This is a genomic window from Paraburkholderia sp. A1RI_3L (genome assembly GCF_048957895.1).
GTDB lineage: Bacteria > Pseudomonadota > Gammaproteobacteria > Burkholderiales > Burkholderiaceae > Paraburkholderia > Paraburkholderia kururiensis.
The window spans coordinates 1-16,028 of record NZ_JARCHA010000030.1 but is presented as its reverse complement, the minus strand read 5'-3'; the positions used below and the strand labels follow the sequence as shown (position 1 = coordinate 16,028).

Here is a 16,028-nt window from a genome sequence, read left to right as displayed (position 1 = left end):
TGCGAACGGGACGATCAGCCTGCCGTTCGAATCGATCGTCTGCTCCGGCAGCGCGGTGGCTTTCGCCGCGGCCGGCGCCATCGAACCGGCCGTGTCCGTGCTGCTGCCGAAGAGCGTTGCCGGCGGGGCTTCCCAGATCGTGATGGCGACAATGTCGCCACGCCCCAGCACGTCCGTGCGTGATGGCGCGGGCGTGAAGCGGTCGGCGAACGTGCGGCGCGTGTCGAGCGTGCGCATCCGGCCCACGACGTCCGGCGTCAGATCGACCACCTCGATACGCGCGGGGGACTGCTGCTGCGCGATGATGTCGCGTGTTGCCGGGCCGTCGGTGGGCGCGAGTGCGCAGGCGCCGCACACAAACGACAAGGCCAGTACGCTTGCGCGAAACACAGGTCTGGTACGCATATCACTGTTTCGGCCGTACCTCGGCGCGCCGGGCCACGGTCGCGTCGGTGGTATCGCTCACGACTTGAGACGCCCCTTTGGACAGTTGCGCCGCGCCGACACCCGCCTTCACCAGTGCGGCCATGACAACCTCCGCACGATGGTCGGCAAGCCGCTCGTTCAACGCCTGCTCGCCGGTGTTGTCCGCGAAGCCGGATACCTCGAACGTGGCATCCGCATGATCTTTCGCGTACGCGATCCATTCGGCGGCCGTCTGAGCGAAGTCGGCGGGCAACGCTGCACTGGCGTAACCAAAGCGCACTTCGAGTAATGGCGCCACGGGAGCCGGCCCCGGCTTCAAGGTTGCCGCGGGGCTCGACGCAGGTTCGGAGGCAGCGTCGGGTGCGGAAGCGGCGGAGGCGGCAGCGGTAGACGAAGCCGGTTCAGGCGACGATGCCGGTGCGGATGACGATGCCGGCCCCACCAGCACCACAGGCGCCGTCGTCGCCGCTGTCTTGTTTGCGCCGGGAAGACCATGCGTGCAATAGGCCAGGGCCAGCAACGCCGCGAGCAACAGTAGCAACAGTAGCAACAGTAGTAACCATAGTGCGCGATGCCCCCGCTTCCCTTCGCTCGGCTGAGCGGGTCCATGCATGGTCTGGGACCGCTCCAGTGTAGGCGGCGGCATCGAGGTGGATTCCATCCATACCGTCGCTGAAGGAATGCCAAGCGCCACCAGGAACCGATCGAGCAGTTGTGGATGCAGCGCCTGCCGTTGAGCGTGGAGAAGACCGATGAGCGATGCTCGGGTCGCGTCTTGCGGTTTGTTCATCCACGCATCTCTTAGAGCGGCCAAGGCAAACGGTGCACTCATCGCGAGCAGGGATCTGCCGCTCTCCAGTTTCAAATGGCCTACGCTAGCCGCAGCATGGTTCAGGGCATACACGCGCGCCCCGAAGAGCTCGGCCAGCGAAGCCGCTCCTGTTGTGATGAGAGAGTCCGTGACCGAACCGCCTGAAAAGCAGTTCTCGAGGCTTACCTGAGGTATCGCCCCATCCAAGCCGGGAGAGTTCAGCGCCGACACTAATGCGTCGCACCCGGCGACGCTTGACAGCCCCTTATGCACAATGGCTGCGAGAAGGTTCGGCAGTAGCGCTTCAACGGCTTCCTTTACACCGCTTTTCGTCTCATCAAGAAACGCAGGGCTCTGATCAATAATCGGAGCCGAAATCAGATCACGCAACTTTCGAAGAACGTCAGGATAAGCCATACGAAGCCTCTTCTTGCTGGTGAGAAAACCACGTTTTGTTCGCCACCCTGTATGCCATGGTCCGGCTGGCTACTCACCGAAGGCGACAGCATGCATACCGGGCAACACCGACGTTCATCATCGAAATGGACCGATTCTGTAGATGTTCAAGCAATATTGACGACATGTTTCTAGCCGCCTACCGCGCACAAACAACCTACGATTCAACCAATAGAAGAAAGATAATTCACCAATGTTGAGTATCAATCGAGCTATCGGGAACTGCCATCGCCAAATGAACCGCAGCATCTGCGCCAGGCAATACATCTCGCGCGCCAGAGTCGGCAGAAACGCAGGCTTTGAGACAGCAATGCCACGCCTGGGAGACATTGCTCACAGCGACAAGAGAGTGCTCGCTTGCATTGGTAGAACTACTAATCGCTTAAAGGTCACATGTGTCAGTTATGCGACGGAAGCTGATACCCCGATCCCGCACTCCAGCTGGATGCTAAGCAGACGAAAACACAAAGGTCATGCGGCAGAATTCTGCGCGCCGCGAATGCTTTGGACGGATGGCCGCCGGACAGCGCAAATTCGATGCGCCTGGCGATTTCGGAGTGAACTTGATGTCCGCTATGCTGCGGACTGTCGCCGCATCGCCAACTCGCGATGAGCTAGCTGAAGTATAGTGGCTCCGCGCAATCGAATGCAACAAAAAAAGGCCGCTATGACCTGCGTCGATTTTCTGATACCAATCGCAGGCTCCTGCTGTCGCGGGCCAGCGGCCGCGATAGAGGCTGCCGCTCCTGGGCCGGAATGCCGCGAAGGAGTATTGCTAGTCCCATTAGCGTGCTGCTGATTGTATCGTCGAGGCAGGGTCTTGAGCAACAAAGCACGCAGCCGCAGCTACCAAAGCAGCCATCACAGAAACTCGACAGCGAAAGCATGACGACGATGACGCCGCCTGCCGCAATGGCGCGAAATCTCCTTCCCCGCTCAACGGTTGGCTTTACACGCAGTTTGATCGTCTCGGACACGAAGTGCGCCTCGTGGTCGGACGCTTGATACGCAATCCCATTCAAAAGGGAGGAGTTAGGCGTTGGATAAGCGGTGTGATTCGCACGACAGTCTCCGGGAGACGTTGACTTCTACTCTGCTGTCGGCTCCAGAGCATCCTGTATGCCGCTCGCTGAATTCCCGAAGATACTAGGCTGAGCCGGCGCACTCCGAAGGTGCCCGGCAGCATCACCGGGGCGGAAGGCGTTCATCTCCCAATGCGCGCATGCCCTATGACGTCTATGTTCGTTCATGCCGGCTCCTCGCCCAGATGTTCAAGACGGTAACCGTAGCCATATACGGGAACGAGCACGTAGCCATTCTCGGGACGCAACCGCAACTTTGTCCGCACCACCGATACATGCGTATCTACCGTTCGTGTAATCATCCCATGGCCGGAATGTTTCCACACGGTTTGAAATATTTGCGTCCTGGATAGTGGTCTTGCAATGTTTCTAAAGAGTAAAACAGCAACCTGAAATTCCTTTTGAGACAAAGGAATATGCTCGCCGCAGCGATACACCTTCTCCTCCTTAAGATCGAACACGAATTCTTTATATTCAAGTCGTGCGACCGTCGCTTCTCGCATCCGGGATCGCCGTAGCAGCGTCGATATGCGCGCGAGAAAAATGTCCCGGTTCACCGGCTTGATCAAATAATCATCAGCGCCGGAATTCAGCGCGTATACGACATCCTGGGAGGTCGATCGCATTGTAAGAAACAGCACTGGTAAATTGGGCGAACAATTACCTCGAATCCAGCGCAGCACGTCTACTCCTGGCACATCGCCCAGATTCCAGTCGAGAATCACAAGGTCATAAGTTTCCTTTCGCAGTGAGTTGATTAACTCCTTTCCTGCACGGAACGAATAGCAACTGTAGCCCGCTGGCGCCAGAACGTCGCAGGCAAACTGCAACTGATCAGAATCGTCGTCGAGGATCGCTAGTCGCATGAGAGGGAAACCCAGTTTTCTTGGTAAGTCGCGCACGCTTCCCGAACACGACAAGGTACTGTTTTGCAGCCGCCACATCGATACCGACCGCTGGCGACAAAACGTTTCGGGCGGCCGAGATGCTGCAATTCAGTGCCGCAAACGTCCGCTTGAGCCTCTCGCAGCATCTCGCCGGCTCAAGCTGCGCCTCTGCAGGGAATCACCGCACATATTCGGTCCTCGTGCTAGTGAGGGAACGCGCCTCATGCCATGCGACACATTTCGCGGAACAGCGGAAACACCCCTCGGTGATTGGGCGCTTGGCTACGAACACAATATCGGATGACCACGGCACAACGGGGTACCAAGGTGGAGGGCATTCGATGCACGGCCTGGATGTCTTGCCATTCGATCGCTTTAACGGCAACAGAACGCGTTAACGGACGTGAGGTTGCTACGGCGTTTGCCTCCGCATCGTTACGGTCGTTCTTGTTTTTCTTCACGATCAGCGTTACATGTTGACGGCTTAACAAGCGAGCCTCGATACCCATGCCGATAAGGCGATGCGCCAAATGATCAACTGAACTCCAGGCCCCCATTGCTACGAGTCGCGAGCGCAGCTTTTGAGCAGCCTCGATCAATGCTCCACGCCTGACTTTGGACCGATGCACCGCGCGCCCGCTACATTCAGCACCGTGAAGCTGGACGACGTTCTTGGCAAGATCAATGCCGGGAACATCGATTTCCATGATGAATCTCCTGATATGGTCCCGCTAAGACGACACGCAGCAGTGTCGCGCTTCCCTGGAGGAGCGTCGGATCCATCTCGGCAAATCAACACTTAGGGATTTTGCTTGATGTACCCGAGCAACGACTCGTTTGTTTGCCCCTCGCAGCTCTGGTCAAGACTCGCGAAATGGTCACCCGTAGCAGATGTGATGCAGCGATAGAGGGGCTTCGTGCCCGCAGCGGCCGAATCAGAGAGGTATCCCATGATGCCCCATGCAGTCTGCCCCTCGCACTGGGCATCGCGCGAAAGAAACTGGTCGTTGCCGGACATGCACGAGTACAATGGCGTCTCGCCTGCGGCCGGCCCCATGTCTATGTAACCGAGTACGGTCTCGGCCTGGTACCCGCAGTTCTGCGCAACATATCCCACGGTAACGGTCCGCTCTGGGGTTCCCCCGTTGCCGCAACTGGATGAGTAATATCGTGTGAGCGTCAGAGCCTGCGGCGTCGGGCGCCAGGTAACGGCAGCAAGATTCCAGGTAGCTGGATCGTTAGTGCCTCCGGCAAAGTAAGCTGTGACATTAGGCAACGTAATGTTAATCTGGCCAAAGCCGTTACGAAGTATTCCGGGATTGTGATTCATGTAGAAACCGGTTAATGCGGGATTGGCAAAACCCAGCACCTCCCATTGACCTCCTCCCGCGAGTAGATCCGCAGCAGGCATTCGCGCCAGCATCAACTGGAAAACTTCCCGGTCACCAGGACGTGAGGGTATGGTTTCCCGCACCGCATAGAAGTAACGCGAGACCATGTCATATGCGAAGTCGGCATTCGACATGAGGGAAAGGCCTCCGTTGTTTGCATCCGAAACAAGCACGGGAGCGCCAAAATTGACTCCATCTACGCTCTTTCTGACAAACACCCTATTCCCAAATCCGGTCGTCGTATCCGTATAAAAAACATACACTCCTGCCCGACCATTGTAGTTGTACGTCGCTGCTTGCCCGGCGCCATACGAGCCGTTCACCTGCTGCGGCAGAATAACTGGTTGGCTATACTTTACCCAGTTGACTCCATCATTCGAATAAGCAACACCGATCCTGTTATTGGATTGATCCGAATCTGTTGCGGTATAGTACATTGCGTACGTATAGGAAATTCCGCTTTCCGGATTCACGAAACTTCCTGCAATGACTGACGGATCACAGACAAACTTGCCATCCCACGTACCGGGCGTCGGCGCCATCACTTGTGTAACCGGTGACCATTGCCCCGTGCTTACGTCTTGATAGCGATACTGGATCGTATCTGTGAAGCCGGAAGGGCCAAGGCCAAAGCCACACCACCAGAACTTTCTTGTTTTTCCATCCGTAATCACCGACGGCCCGTAGTTGTATCCAAGCCTGGTAAACAAAGGCTGCGCACCAGGTAATTGATAGTCAGCCAAAGACCGTAATGTGGTTCCGAGTAATATCGCGGCAATTGCCAGTGCGACGATCTTCTTCATAAGTTTCTCCAATATCGCAACTGAAAACGCAGTCTGGTTGTCCCGGCACCTTCCTTCACCGCACCTATGTGGACGCAGTGGCATACCGTGGCAATGGCATATCGCGTCGCTCCGGGGCTGCAGATCGCAGAGGTCGGATTGCCGATCGGCCCATAATGACGCCCTGAGCTCGACACATCGCGTTACGATCCGTCCCTTAAAATCACTGATACGAAGCGCCATTTCAGCGGGACGTTGGAGGTGGTGGCATCGACCTTGGACGTGAGGTCCGCCATTGCCGGAGATTGAAATAGATGGAAGACCCGGGTCTTGCCGGCGAGACGGTGGCTGCCTGCACAGATACGCGTGCGTTTTGCTCCTGTCGCTATCCTAGGTGACAAAGTAGTCTCCACCACTCGTTTGGTGGGGCCTACTGTGTCCACTTTGGAGCCATTGGTCTAGACGGTGCTCGAGCACCCCTTACGTCCATCGGCGGCGAGCCCATTTCTCCACGAGGCGGCAGAGTTCTCAACCGCGCCTTGCTCCGTTCGCCTTCGCAGCCTTGCGGGACGCCATCCCTCAGGCTTTCAGCGTGCGCCCTTTCCCGGCCGGGCGCCCGTCCTTCTGCGCGAGATCCTCCAGGCGATAGCCGTAGCCGTACAGCGGGACGATCAGATACCCGTTCTCCGGCCGCAGCGATAATCTGCTTCGCACTGCCCACACGTGCGTGTCCACCGTTCGGGTGCGCACACCACTGTCAGACTGCTTCCACACCGACTCAAGCATGTGCGCTCTGGACAGCGGTTTGTCGACATTCCTGAAGAATAGGACGGCCACCTGAAACTGTTTGCGCGACAGCGCAATGTATTGCCCCCGCCGGTACGTATGCTCTTCTTTCAGGTCGAACAGAAAATCCCTATGCTCGAGTTTTGCGCCAGACGTCCCCCTTCCACCGCAGCGGCGCAGCAGGGCCGACACCCGCGCAACCAGAATGTCGGGATCGACCGGCCTGATTACAAAATCGTCGGCGCCGGCGTTGAGCATTTGAACCACCTCGCCGGGCGTCGCCCGCTCCGCCGTGAGCAGCACTGGCAGATCCGAGCGACAGTTACTACGGATCCATCGCAATACCTCCTCGCCAGGCATATCGCGCGAACTGTGCCCAAGCATTACGAGATCACCCTCATGACCGCCCATTGCTTCCGTCAGATCCCGTCCCCTGCGGAAAAGATGGCACCGATGGCCAGCCCGCGAAAGCACGTTTCGGGCAAGCTCAAGCCAGCCAGAATCTTCATCCAGAATGAAAATGTGCATGGCAGTCGCCTGATTCGCGCTAGGGGCTCATGCGGGCGGCGGCAGCGGCGATTCGGCGGGGCCCTCGACGAACGCCTGGATGCGGATCCATGCCTGCCCGTACCGGAACGCGGGCAGCCACGCAAGCTGCCGGTCGTGCAGTATGAGCACCTGCGCGACCACTGCGCAGTCGTCTGCAGCAAGCGTCCAGTTGCCCTCGTTTTGGCCGCTCTCGCCACAGCGTTCGAGCGCAGCCTCCGCCGTGCGCAGCAGGTCCAGGTCAACGGGCTCGCGCGTGGCGCGCCCGATGAAATACGCCAGATAAATAACCCGCACCAGCATGGCAACTTGTTCGACGCTGCCATGACCCTGCCGCATGGCCTCCAGCGCGAGATGCTGTTCAAGCGACAGCGCGCGCGCCTTGACAGCCGGCAACGGCAACAACTGCTCGCGGGGAAGGGACCGGCGCGCGGGCCGACGGGAAGGGGAGCGAGAAGAATGGCGGCTCATAACAAAAACGCCGTACAGGCAAAGCAGACGGATGATTGGGGAGCACACATGGCGAGCTGTCGAGAACGGGGCGGCTTCCTGCCCCCATGCATGGACCGGGCACCAGCAGGCCGCGCACTCGACGGCACGGTGGCGCAGCGAAACTCGACGGTTGCAACGGCCACACTTACCAACGGCAATGTGGCATAGGTCGAAGCGCACGCGGCGGGTCCCGCACCAGCCGCGCAGTGATCATTGCATCGGTTCCGACCATCCCCGCATGCCGCACGGGCGGCAGGGGTAGCGCCAGATAACGGATCAACTGTCGCTGGGAAGAGCGATGCGATTGCGGGTGAACTGGCACACGGCAGCGTTCGCACCTTCGATCGTCGGCACCCACCCGTCTCGGACACATCAGCTCGAGCTCCTACGGTCCACCTCAGAGGTGTCTGTCTTCTCGCGCGACTGAGCCCAATGTCAGAACTGAAGTGGTACATGCTTGCCCCTTGTGAAAACCTTTCTGTTGCGTTTATGGCCTCTCGAACCAGCACCCCCCGTTTGAGCATTCACCAGCCTCGTCGAGCAGTACACTACGAGCCGATGCGCGCCTGCAGTGCATCGGCAAGCGCTGTCTGCGCATTGAGAACCACCAAGGTGTTGGTGACGCAATGCCCATTGCGGTCACGCGAGGATTCACGCGCGCGCAAGTCCGCTACGAACACGGGGTGCTGCGCCAAGACTGCCGAGTGATGGCACTACCTCTCCGTGTGCTTCCACGATGTCTCCGGCAGCTTGCGCCCGGTATCTCTCATTTGGGCATCGCTCCGTCCGACCATGGGACGTGGGCATCGCGAACCGTGCAGTCCCGAAGAGGGTATTCAGCCGGGAGCCATCAGCATCACTCCCACACTCGCAACGTTGGGCGTGTTACCAGCACGTTCCGGATCAGCTGGCCGTCCCCGAAAGAAGTTCACACCGAAATCGACCTTTTGCGGACTCTGCGAGCGCACACTGGTCCACTTTCACTCCCCCTCATACCATCAAGCATTTTCAATTCCTTAGCGTTGGTGTGCAGAGCGCGTGAGTGCTCCCTGCAGAGCGTTCCTCCTTTCCGCGCACGACACCCACTGCGATTCAATGGAGGATCTACATGGTCTTGGGTGGTCTGCCCCAAACGAACGACAGTCGATGTCGCCCGATAGCCGGCATCAGGCAGCGAAGGCCATCACAAGATGCAAAACTCGCATACCTTTATCGACTTCAATCCTCACCTCCCTACGAGGTGAGCCTATTGTCGCTAAGTTGCAGCCCATGCGGCCGAGGCAGCACGCATTATGGTCGAGGCGCGGACCGCACCATAATGTGGCAGTGCAGGTGCCTTGCAGCAGTGCAAAAGATCAGGGGCGATACGGCGTGTCGATTGCAAATTCAACACTGCCTCGCAAGTTATCCGTGGCGAACGTCACATTGGACGGACATGGCCCGAATGTCGGCGCTTGCGGGTTCGGGAATACGGAATACCTGTATTTCTTGCCAGCAGACCAACCTACGGGACCCTCTTCTGTGTAGGCGGTGTATGGAATAGCATGGCAGTCACCTGCATTACCGCCGAAATACTCGAGAAAGTGTGACACGCCTGCGCTACTGAGACCCGATATTCCGATGATAGACATTGTTCCAAGCACCGTTACTGCGCCGCTTCGCAGGTTCTGGATACCGAATTGGTACATATGCACCCCGCCCCGAAGGGGGGCAACAGGGCGCATGATGGGACCATGGGCGGGACCTGTCGAAAACGGACTCGTGAGGACCGGGTTAGGCGCCGGCGCATCTACGTTCCGGATGTAGATCCTGAACGTGTCACCGTTTTTCATCGGTGCCGTAGCCAGTACATTCGCTGAAGTAATGACGCATGTAGCGACATGCCCCTCCGCTGAAGCATTCTGCTCGTTACAGGTTGCGGCGGGGCCCGGCTGCAGGTTCACTACCTGCCCGACTTGAGGCCAGACGGTAACGAGCGCGTAGGTTTGCGTACCGGCGCCGAGGATTGCTGTTGACTGAAGACCAATGTAGCCGCTCAGGCCTGGCCACTCCTGACGAGAGGAAATGAAGTTAAAGTTGTGGGAAAAATAGACGTTTGCATCTGGACCGGGATTGTTACCCATACGAAACGTAAAATCGAGTTCGTCTAGGAGCGCTGGCGTGCCTGCGGGGGAAGCAAAGGTGAGATAGCCGCCTGTCGCGAAGGCTGGCATGGCGTTGATAAGAAGGCCAGCAGCGACTATCCACAAATATTTCGAAAGCCTCAAAGTACACATCTGCAGTCACCTCCTTCTAATAGACGGACTGATCCGAAAATAAGTATTTCCCAGCGTTTTCAATTTAAGACCCGTGGGTGCGTTATGTTTATTGGTTCATGCATTTCTGTCTTTTATATTGGAGTATAGGATTGAGTTGGATATGGAATTGCAAAGAATGGCAAAATGTTTAACGGAACCACTTACCAACGGCACACGAGCCTGAACGGGCGTTGGAGAAGCGCTTCCGGACAACCGCGGAACAGCGCTGCATGTCCCGTTTCAGGAAAAAGTCTACAAAACTGCCGGGCGTGAGCCCAGGGCACGCGATGAAGATGGAACGCGAGATGAGCGATCGGCATCCTGTTAGTTAGTGCGGGACGAGTCCAAGCGCTAGAGAATGAAAGGGACTTCCCCGTCCCGAGGCTGCGGCGGAAGCCGCGAATCGGCATCAATGTGCCAGGATGAAGTTGCGAACGTTCATCGACACCAGCGAGAGGGGAAGTCCATGCCTATTGTTACTATCGGGATCGATCTTGCCAAGCATGTCTTTGCCGTTCACGGTGTGGCCGAAACCGGCAAAGCGATACTGATCAAGCCACGTGTGCCGCGCGATCAGCTGGCGACGTTGATCGCACAGTTGCCTGCGTGCCTCATTGGCATGGAAGCGTGCTCCGGGGCGCATCACTGGGCCCGCATGTTCCAGGAGCACGGCCATACGGTCAAGCTCATGGCGCCCAGTCTCGTCGCGCCTTATCGCATGTCGGGCAAGCGCGGCAAGGACGACGCGGCCGATGCTGCTGCGATCTGCGAAGCGGTGACGCGACCGAACATGCGTTTCGTGCCGCTGAAGGACGAGCATCAGCAGGCGACGCTTTGCCTGCATCGGACACGACAGGGTTTCGTCGAAGAGAGGACTGCGACCTACAACCGGTTGCGAGACCTGCTCTCGGAATTCGGTGTAGTGCTGCCACAGAGCCCGGAGAAGTTGCGCAGGTACATCACGGAACATCTGGACACATTGCCAGGCTGGGCGAAGCGTAGCATCAGCGATCTGCTCGAGCATGCAGGCCATATCGAGGATCGCCTGCTCGAATACGACCGCGCGATCGCTGAGATCGCGCGTGCGGATGCGCGCAGCAAGAGGCTGATGCAATTGCTCGGCATCGGCCCGACCACGGCCAGTGCATTGCTTGCCAGTATCGGTGCCGGGCACGACTTTAAAAACGGTCGACAGGTAGCAGCCTGGATCGGACTTACGCCCGGTCAATACAGCAGCGGCGGTAAGGCGCGGCTGGGCAGCATTACCAAGGCAGGTGACACCTATCTGCGCGGTCTGCTGGTCAACGGCGCCCGCGCCGTCATTGCCAGTCTCGGCGAGAATCAGGGTTAGGCACATGCGGCCAGGCCTGGTATCCTGGCTGGATGGCAAAACGCAAACCCTACCCGACGGATATGTCGAACGAGGAATGGAGCTTCGCGGCTCCCTATCTGACGCTGATGGACGTTGAGGCGCCACAGCGCAAATATGAGTTGCGCGAAATGTTTAACGCGTTGCGCTGGCTGGCGCGTGCGGGTGCTCCGTGGCGCATGCTGCCCAACAACTTCCCACCGTGGGAGTTGGTGTATCAGCAAACGCAGCGGTGGCTGGCGGCGGGGTGTTTCGAGCGCATGGTCAGCGATCTGCGTTCGGTCATCCGCGTGGCGCAGGGGCGTCAGGGCCGCCCAGTGCGGTGATCCTTGACGCACGTACGTTGCAGTCCACCTGAGAAAGTGGTCCGCGTGCGGGTTCGGCTACAAGCGCAAGCGTGGCAGCAAAGTCCATATGGCGGTCGACACGTTGGGCCAGTTGCTGGCCGTACACGTGACGCCGGCCAACGAGCAGGAACGCGCGCAGGTCGGGGAACTGGCACGTCAGGTACAGCAGGCTACGGGAGAAACCGTGAAAGTGGCGTTTGCGGATCAGGGCTATACGGGTGAGGAATACTAACAGCGCAATCGACTGGACCAGCACGCGCAGTTGTAGCCGGTCATATGTACTACGCACGCTGTGATGTAGATCTGGCGGAAGTGGTCATCTCCTTGAGCCGCAGCAGGCAAAAAACTTCGCATCAACACAACACCCGAGATCGGCTCCAATTGCCGGACACGACAAACCCACTTCCACCGGCGATGAGACTCGGGCGGAGACCCTCTCTAGACGCCACCCGTACAGCCGCCGAGCGAGTGCCAAAGAAGTCGGCACGTTCGACGAGGTGCTCCGCTTGAAGTGCTTTGCGATGATGCTCGCAACTCGCTGTTGCGAGCGGTCTGATTCATTTGGACAAAGATTCCTCTTGAACCCGTAATCCGATAACGTTGGCAACAATCTAACGACCGGATGGTTGATCCCCATCTATAGCGTTGAACCAAAGGCAATGACATGGCCACGGTGCACCGGACTCTCAGCAAATCGGGGCAAAGTCGTCGTCTGGGTTGCGCACGTCGTCCCACAGCGGTACTGGTCGTCCGAGATGAAATCCCTGCACCCAGCGAGCACCACTGGCACGGGCAATCTCAAGGCCCTCAGCAGTTTCCACGCCTTCGACGATCACATCGCGGGTAATCCCCGATGCATGGGCGACGAGTTCCGAAAGCACCTGCCTGCCTTCCCCGGATGCGCACGCACCGTGGAGGCACCCCGCCGAAATCTTTACGAAATCGGAATAGCCGAGTGCGGTAGCAGTTTCACGGCCGTGCCCCGAATCGAAATCGTCTATTGCGATACGGCACCCAACTTCGCGGGCGCGAGCGGCAAAAGCATGCCCGGCGCCACGCCTCATTGGCGCTGTCTCCGTAATTTCGATCACCAGTCGCCCTGCGACCGTGGGGGAATTCTCAAGCTCTTCAAAAACCTCGCCCCACCAGGACCCGAGGTGCGCGGACTGCGCGGAAACGTTCACGCCAAGACGCAGATCAACGTGGTGGCGCAACATGTCGGTCACCATTGCGACCATATGACGATCGAATTGCTGGATGGCCCCGGTTCTTTCGAGCGCCGCTACGAACCTGCCGGGATATACAAGCTCACCGGTACGAAGACGACGGATACGGACAAGACATTCGCGATAGAGCAACATGCCGGGATTGCGCACACTAGTCACCGGTTGTGCATGCAAAACGACATCGCCGCGCATGGTCGCCTCGGTGACGTGCCGCACGATCGCCATGTCTGCCAGCACTCGCGCTCGCTCAGCCAACGTCACGGTGGTATCCACGAACGGCTTCACGCTGCACCTCCTTTTCCCCGATTTCCCGCGGCCCATCCGTTGCCAGTTTGAATTTGACACGTTGCCCAACCCAGCGACCGGCAATAGTGCAAGTTCACGGCACATGTATAAGCCGTACGCATGTTCGCGCCGCTAGCCTTCATCCTGGTGCGCACCAGCGCCATCAACAAATCCATGAAATCACCTCGGCACCACGCCAGCGTGATGAGCCATGGTCCAATGCTCGCCATTTGCTGGGCAGCGCTCGAAGCATCCTGCCCCTCTCCACCTCACTTCGTTTCAATCCTGAGAACTGTGCACACCTGCCGATACGATGACATCGGCGTGGCCGTCATCATCTCTTTCTATCCGGGCTCGACCGGACTCCCCGCAAGGCCGTAGCATCGATAGCTGGTCTCAGTCCTTAGGCATCCTATTTGTATTAATTAATCAGATGCTCCAACGTACGTAATTTCGTTAGCATTCGATAGTGATATTATGTGCAAATCGCACTATTTTCAACATTCACATGTCTACCACTGAGAGAGGCGACGCGCGCGAAATGCCTGAGCTAGTCATGGTCCTGCTAGATGAAATGAATTATCTGGTTAAGCGGGCCGCCGCTGCCAAGCTGGAAGCGCATTTCGGAATTAGTCTGACGGAATTGCTGATTCTGCGCGCGATCTCTCAGCGGCCTGGCGTCTCGCATAAAGAACTGCTGGCACGACTTTGGTTTGAACGTACTGCGACGTCGAAAACAGTCAGTGCGCTGGTCCGGAAGGGACTGGTGACGCGCGACATTTCTTCACAGGACGCGCGTGTCATATGTCTGGACCTATCTCCGCACGCAAGAGGAATAGTCCAGCAGGTAGTCGCCGTTGCAGAGCGCGAGGCAGCAGACTTTATGCAGGCTGCTCTCAACGCGAGTGATGCCACAACCTTTGCCCGAAGTGCTCACTCGTTGCTAGCTGAGGCGCGCCGACGCTATCGCGGCTGAGGCGATGGCGCCGCGGGCTGAGCACGGTGCGGGGATGCATGCGGCTGGGCAGATGGCCGGGATGGCCCGGCGGTGGGCGGTGGACGTTTTGTCAGGAGTGCTGTCCAGTAGTGGCGGGTCTTCTGCGTGCGGACGGGACAGGCGAATCCGCCGACGGGGTGGTCGGACAGGGCGGGCGGTGGCGGGGTGTTCATGGTGTGCTGTCGTCATGGGCGGTGTCGGACGCGCCCTGCCCCGCGGGTAGGGTGGCAGCGGCGGAGCAGCCGGCGGGGGGCAGCTGGAAGTGGCGGGCCAGGCGGAAGGCGGGAATGCGGCGGTTGGGCGAGCGCGGCCAGATGCGGCGCAGCGCGCCGAGGCGCACGAGTTCGTTGATGGCGCTGTTCCACTGGTGGGGATCAAGCCCGCTGGCGGCGCGCAGGTTGGTCTCAGGCAGGCGGCGCAGCTCGCAGAAGTCGAGCAGCGGCACGACCAGCAGCGCGACCAGGAAGGCGTGGTCGCCGAGGCCGCCCTGCCCGAGCCGGTCGAGCAGGCGGCAATGCCCGCGCGGCAGCGAGGCGTGCATGGTGCGCAGGCAGACGGGGCCGGTGGCAAAGCACGGCGGCGGCTGGTGCTGCGCGCTGTGCGGAAGGGACGTGTCCGCGTGCGCGGTGTCCGGGTCGGTGGGCATGGCGGCCGGTTGCATGCTGCCGGATTCCATCAGGAGGGCGTGGCGGTGAGGCCGCAGCGGGCCGGCAGCGGGATGGCGGGCGGGGATTGGCGGATGGTCATGGGGCACTCCGGTTCAGGTGGCGCGTCAGCGCGGAAAGACGATGGCCAGCAGCAGCTGCAGCAGGGTCCGGGCGAACAGCACGGCGAGGCCCAGGATGGCCAGCGAGGCGAGCACGGGAGCCAGGGCGGCGCGCGCGGCGCCCTGCCCTCTGGCGCGGGTGTGGCGGCCGGGCGCGGGTGTGGCGGACGGCTTCATGTCGGGCAGGCCCGGGCGCGGCGGGAGGGGCCGGCTGGCGGTGGTGGAGCGGCTTGGGTGCATGGCAGTGGCGCGTCATGGCGGCAGGGGCGTGAAGCGGATGCGCCGGTTGGCCAGGCGGCCGGCGTCGGTGAGGTTGCCGGCGACCGGGTCGGTGGCGCCGTGGCCGCGGGCCGTGAGGGTTGCGGGGGGCACACCGGCGGCGGCGAGGAACGCGCGCACGGCATCGGCGCGCTTGTGTGAGAGGGCGAGATTGGCGGCGGGGTCGCCGTGCCGGTCGGTCCAGGCGTCGATGGACAGGTGCAGCGGCTGGCCGCGCGCGGCGCAGGCGGCGAGCAGCCGGGCGGTCTGGGTAAGGTTCTCCGTGGCGGCGGGCGGGACGTGGCCGCTGGAGGGGGCAAAGTCGAGGGGCTGCAGGTTGAGCACGGGCACGGCCGCGGAGGCCTGGCAGGGCTCGGGGGTCTGCAGCAGCGCGGCCATGGCGCGCAGGAAGGCGTCGGTGGCCTGCAGGCGCGCGCTGGCGGGATCGTCCGGGCCGGCGACGGTAAAGGCCGGGCCGAGGGCCTGCTGGAGCTGCTGGCGCCAGGCGGCGGCCTGGGGTGCCGGCAGGCCGCCGAGCTGGACACGGTGGCCCTGCACGGAGAGTTCGGCACGGGGCACGGCCAGCACCGGCAGCAGCGCGTCGAGATGGTCGAGCCAGGGCGGCAGGCCGGCGGAATCGTCGATGGAGACGCTGGCGGGCGGACGGGCGGAACCGAAACGTGCGTCCAGGGCGTGCTCGAGCGTGGCGCGCTGGGCGTCGCTGGCCAGGCGTGCGTCGACGGCGGGCACGCCGGCGCCGCTGGAGCGGGCGTCGAGCCAGGAGACGGGATCCATGGAAGCGGCGGCCGGAACCGTGGCGGAGG

The 16,028-nt window shown here is 60.2% G+C and carries 12 protein-coding genes and 3 pseudogenes; 3 read left to right on the top strand and 12 right to left on the bottom strand.

Annotation, left to right across the window (positions count from 1 at the left end):
• From PXJ20_RS32235 to PXJ20_RS32200, 8 genes and pseudogenes are all read right to left on the bottom strand, one after another.
• Positions 1-405: pseudogene (locus tag PXJ20_RS32235) on the bottom strand (polysaccharide export protein); the annotation flags it as partial.
• A 1-nt stretch (position 406) separates the two neighbouring features.
• Positions 407-1,654 carry a DUF937 domain-containing protein gene (locus tag PXJ20_RS32230; RefSeq protein WP_421032865.1) on the bottom strand — a complete coding sequence of 416 codons (1,248 nt, stop codon included), beginning with the start codon at positions 1,652-1,654 and terminating at the stop codon, positions 407-409.
• Positions 1,655-2,939: 1,285 nt separating this feature from the next.
• Positions 2,940-3,641 carry a response regulator transcription factor gene (locus tag PXJ20_RS32225; protein WP_421032866.1) on the bottom strand — a complete coding sequence of 234 codons (702 nt, stop codon included), beginning with the start codon at positions 3,639-3,641 and terminating at the stop codon, positions 2,940-2,942.
• 242 nt (positions 3,642-3,883) lie between these two features.
• Positions 3,884-4,369: a hypothetical protein gene (locus PXJ20_RS32220; protein WP_421032867.1), complete on the bottom strand. Its 486-nt coding sequence runs from the start codon at positions 4,367-4,369 to the stop codon at positions 3,884-3,886.
• A gap of 92 nt (positions 4,370-4,461) precedes the next feature.
• Positions 4,462-5,856 carry a hypothetical protein gene (locus PXJ20_RS32215; protein WP_421032869.1) on the bottom strand — a complete coding sequence of 465 codons (1,395 nt, stop codon included), beginning with the start codon at positions 5,854-5,856 and terminating at the stop codon, positions 4,462-4,464.
• A 558-nt stretch (positions 5,857-6,414) separates the two neighbouring features.
• Complete coding sequence (locus PXJ20_RS32210; protein ID WP_421032870.1) at positions 6,415-7,149, bottom strand: response regulator transcription factor; 735 nt, start codon at positions 7,147-7,149, stop codon at positions 6,415-6,417.
• A gap of 27 nt (positions 7,150-7,176) precedes the next feature.
• A complete protein-coding gene (locus PXJ20_RS32205) occupies positions 7,177-7,638 on the bottom strand; it encodes a hypothetical protein (protein WP_421032871.1) in 462 nt (153 codons plus the stop codon).
• A gap of 1,376 nt (positions 7,639-9,014) precedes the next feature.
• A complete protein-coding gene (locus PXJ20_RS32200) occupies positions 9,015-9,935 on the bottom strand; it encodes a hypothetical protein (protein WP_421032872.1) in 921 nt (306 codons plus the stop codon).
• Positions 9,936-10,422: 487 nt separating this feature from the next.
• Here PXJ20_RS32200 and PXJ20_RS32195 point away from each other — a divergent pair.
• Positions 10,423-11,301, top strand: a pseudogene (locus tag PXJ20_RS32195) (IS110 family transposase); the annotation flags it as partial.
• 38 nt (positions 11,302-11,339) lie between these two features.
• Positions 11,340-11,898 (top strand): annotated as a pseudogene (locus PXJ20_RS32190) (IS5 family transposase); the annotation flags it as partial.
• Between the two features lie 460 nt (positions 11,899-12,358).
• On the opposite strand, the gene PXJ20_RS32185 reads toward PXJ20_RS32190, so the two are convergent.
• The gene (locus tag PXJ20_RS32185) at positions 12,359-13,183 is read right to left on the bottom strand and encodes an EAL domain-containing protein (protein WP_421032873.1); all 825 of its coding nucleotides are present in this window, start codon (positions 13,181-13,183) and stop codon (positions 12,359-12,361) included.
• 556 nt (positions 13,184-13,739) lie between these two features.
• Between PXJ20_RS32185 and PXJ20_RS32180 the strand changes: the two genes are divergently transcribed.
• On the top strand, positions 13,740-14,159 hold the full coding sequence (locus PXJ20_RS32180; protein ID WP_421032874.1) for a MarR family winged helix-turn-helix transcriptional regulator: 420 nt from the start codon (positions 13,740-13,742) through the stop codon (positions 14,157-14,159).
• 190 nt (positions 14,160-14,349) lie between these two features.
• Here the strand turns inward: PXJ20_RS32180 and PXJ20_RS32175 are convergent, their stop codons facing one another.
• The 3 genes from PXJ20_RS32175 to PXJ20_RS32165 all read right to left on the bottom strand — a co-directional run.
• Positions 14,350-14,841: a hypothetical protein gene (locus PXJ20_RS32175; RefSeq protein ID WP_421032875.1), complete on the bottom strand. Its 492-nt coding sequence runs from the start codon at positions 14,839-14,841 to the stop codon at positions 14,350-14,352.
• Between the two features lie 111 nt (positions 14,842-14,952).
• Positions 14,953-15,123: a hypothetical protein gene (locus tag PXJ20_RS32170; protein WP_421032876.1), complete on the bottom strand. Its 171-nt coding sequence runs from the start codon at positions 15,121-15,123 to the stop codon at positions 14,953-14,955.
• 75 nt (positions 15,124-15,198) lie between these two features.
• On the bottom strand, positions 15,199-16,028 hold an 830-nt coding region (locus PXJ20_RS32165), incomplete at its 5' end, for an OmpA family protein (RefSeq protein ID WP_421057480.1).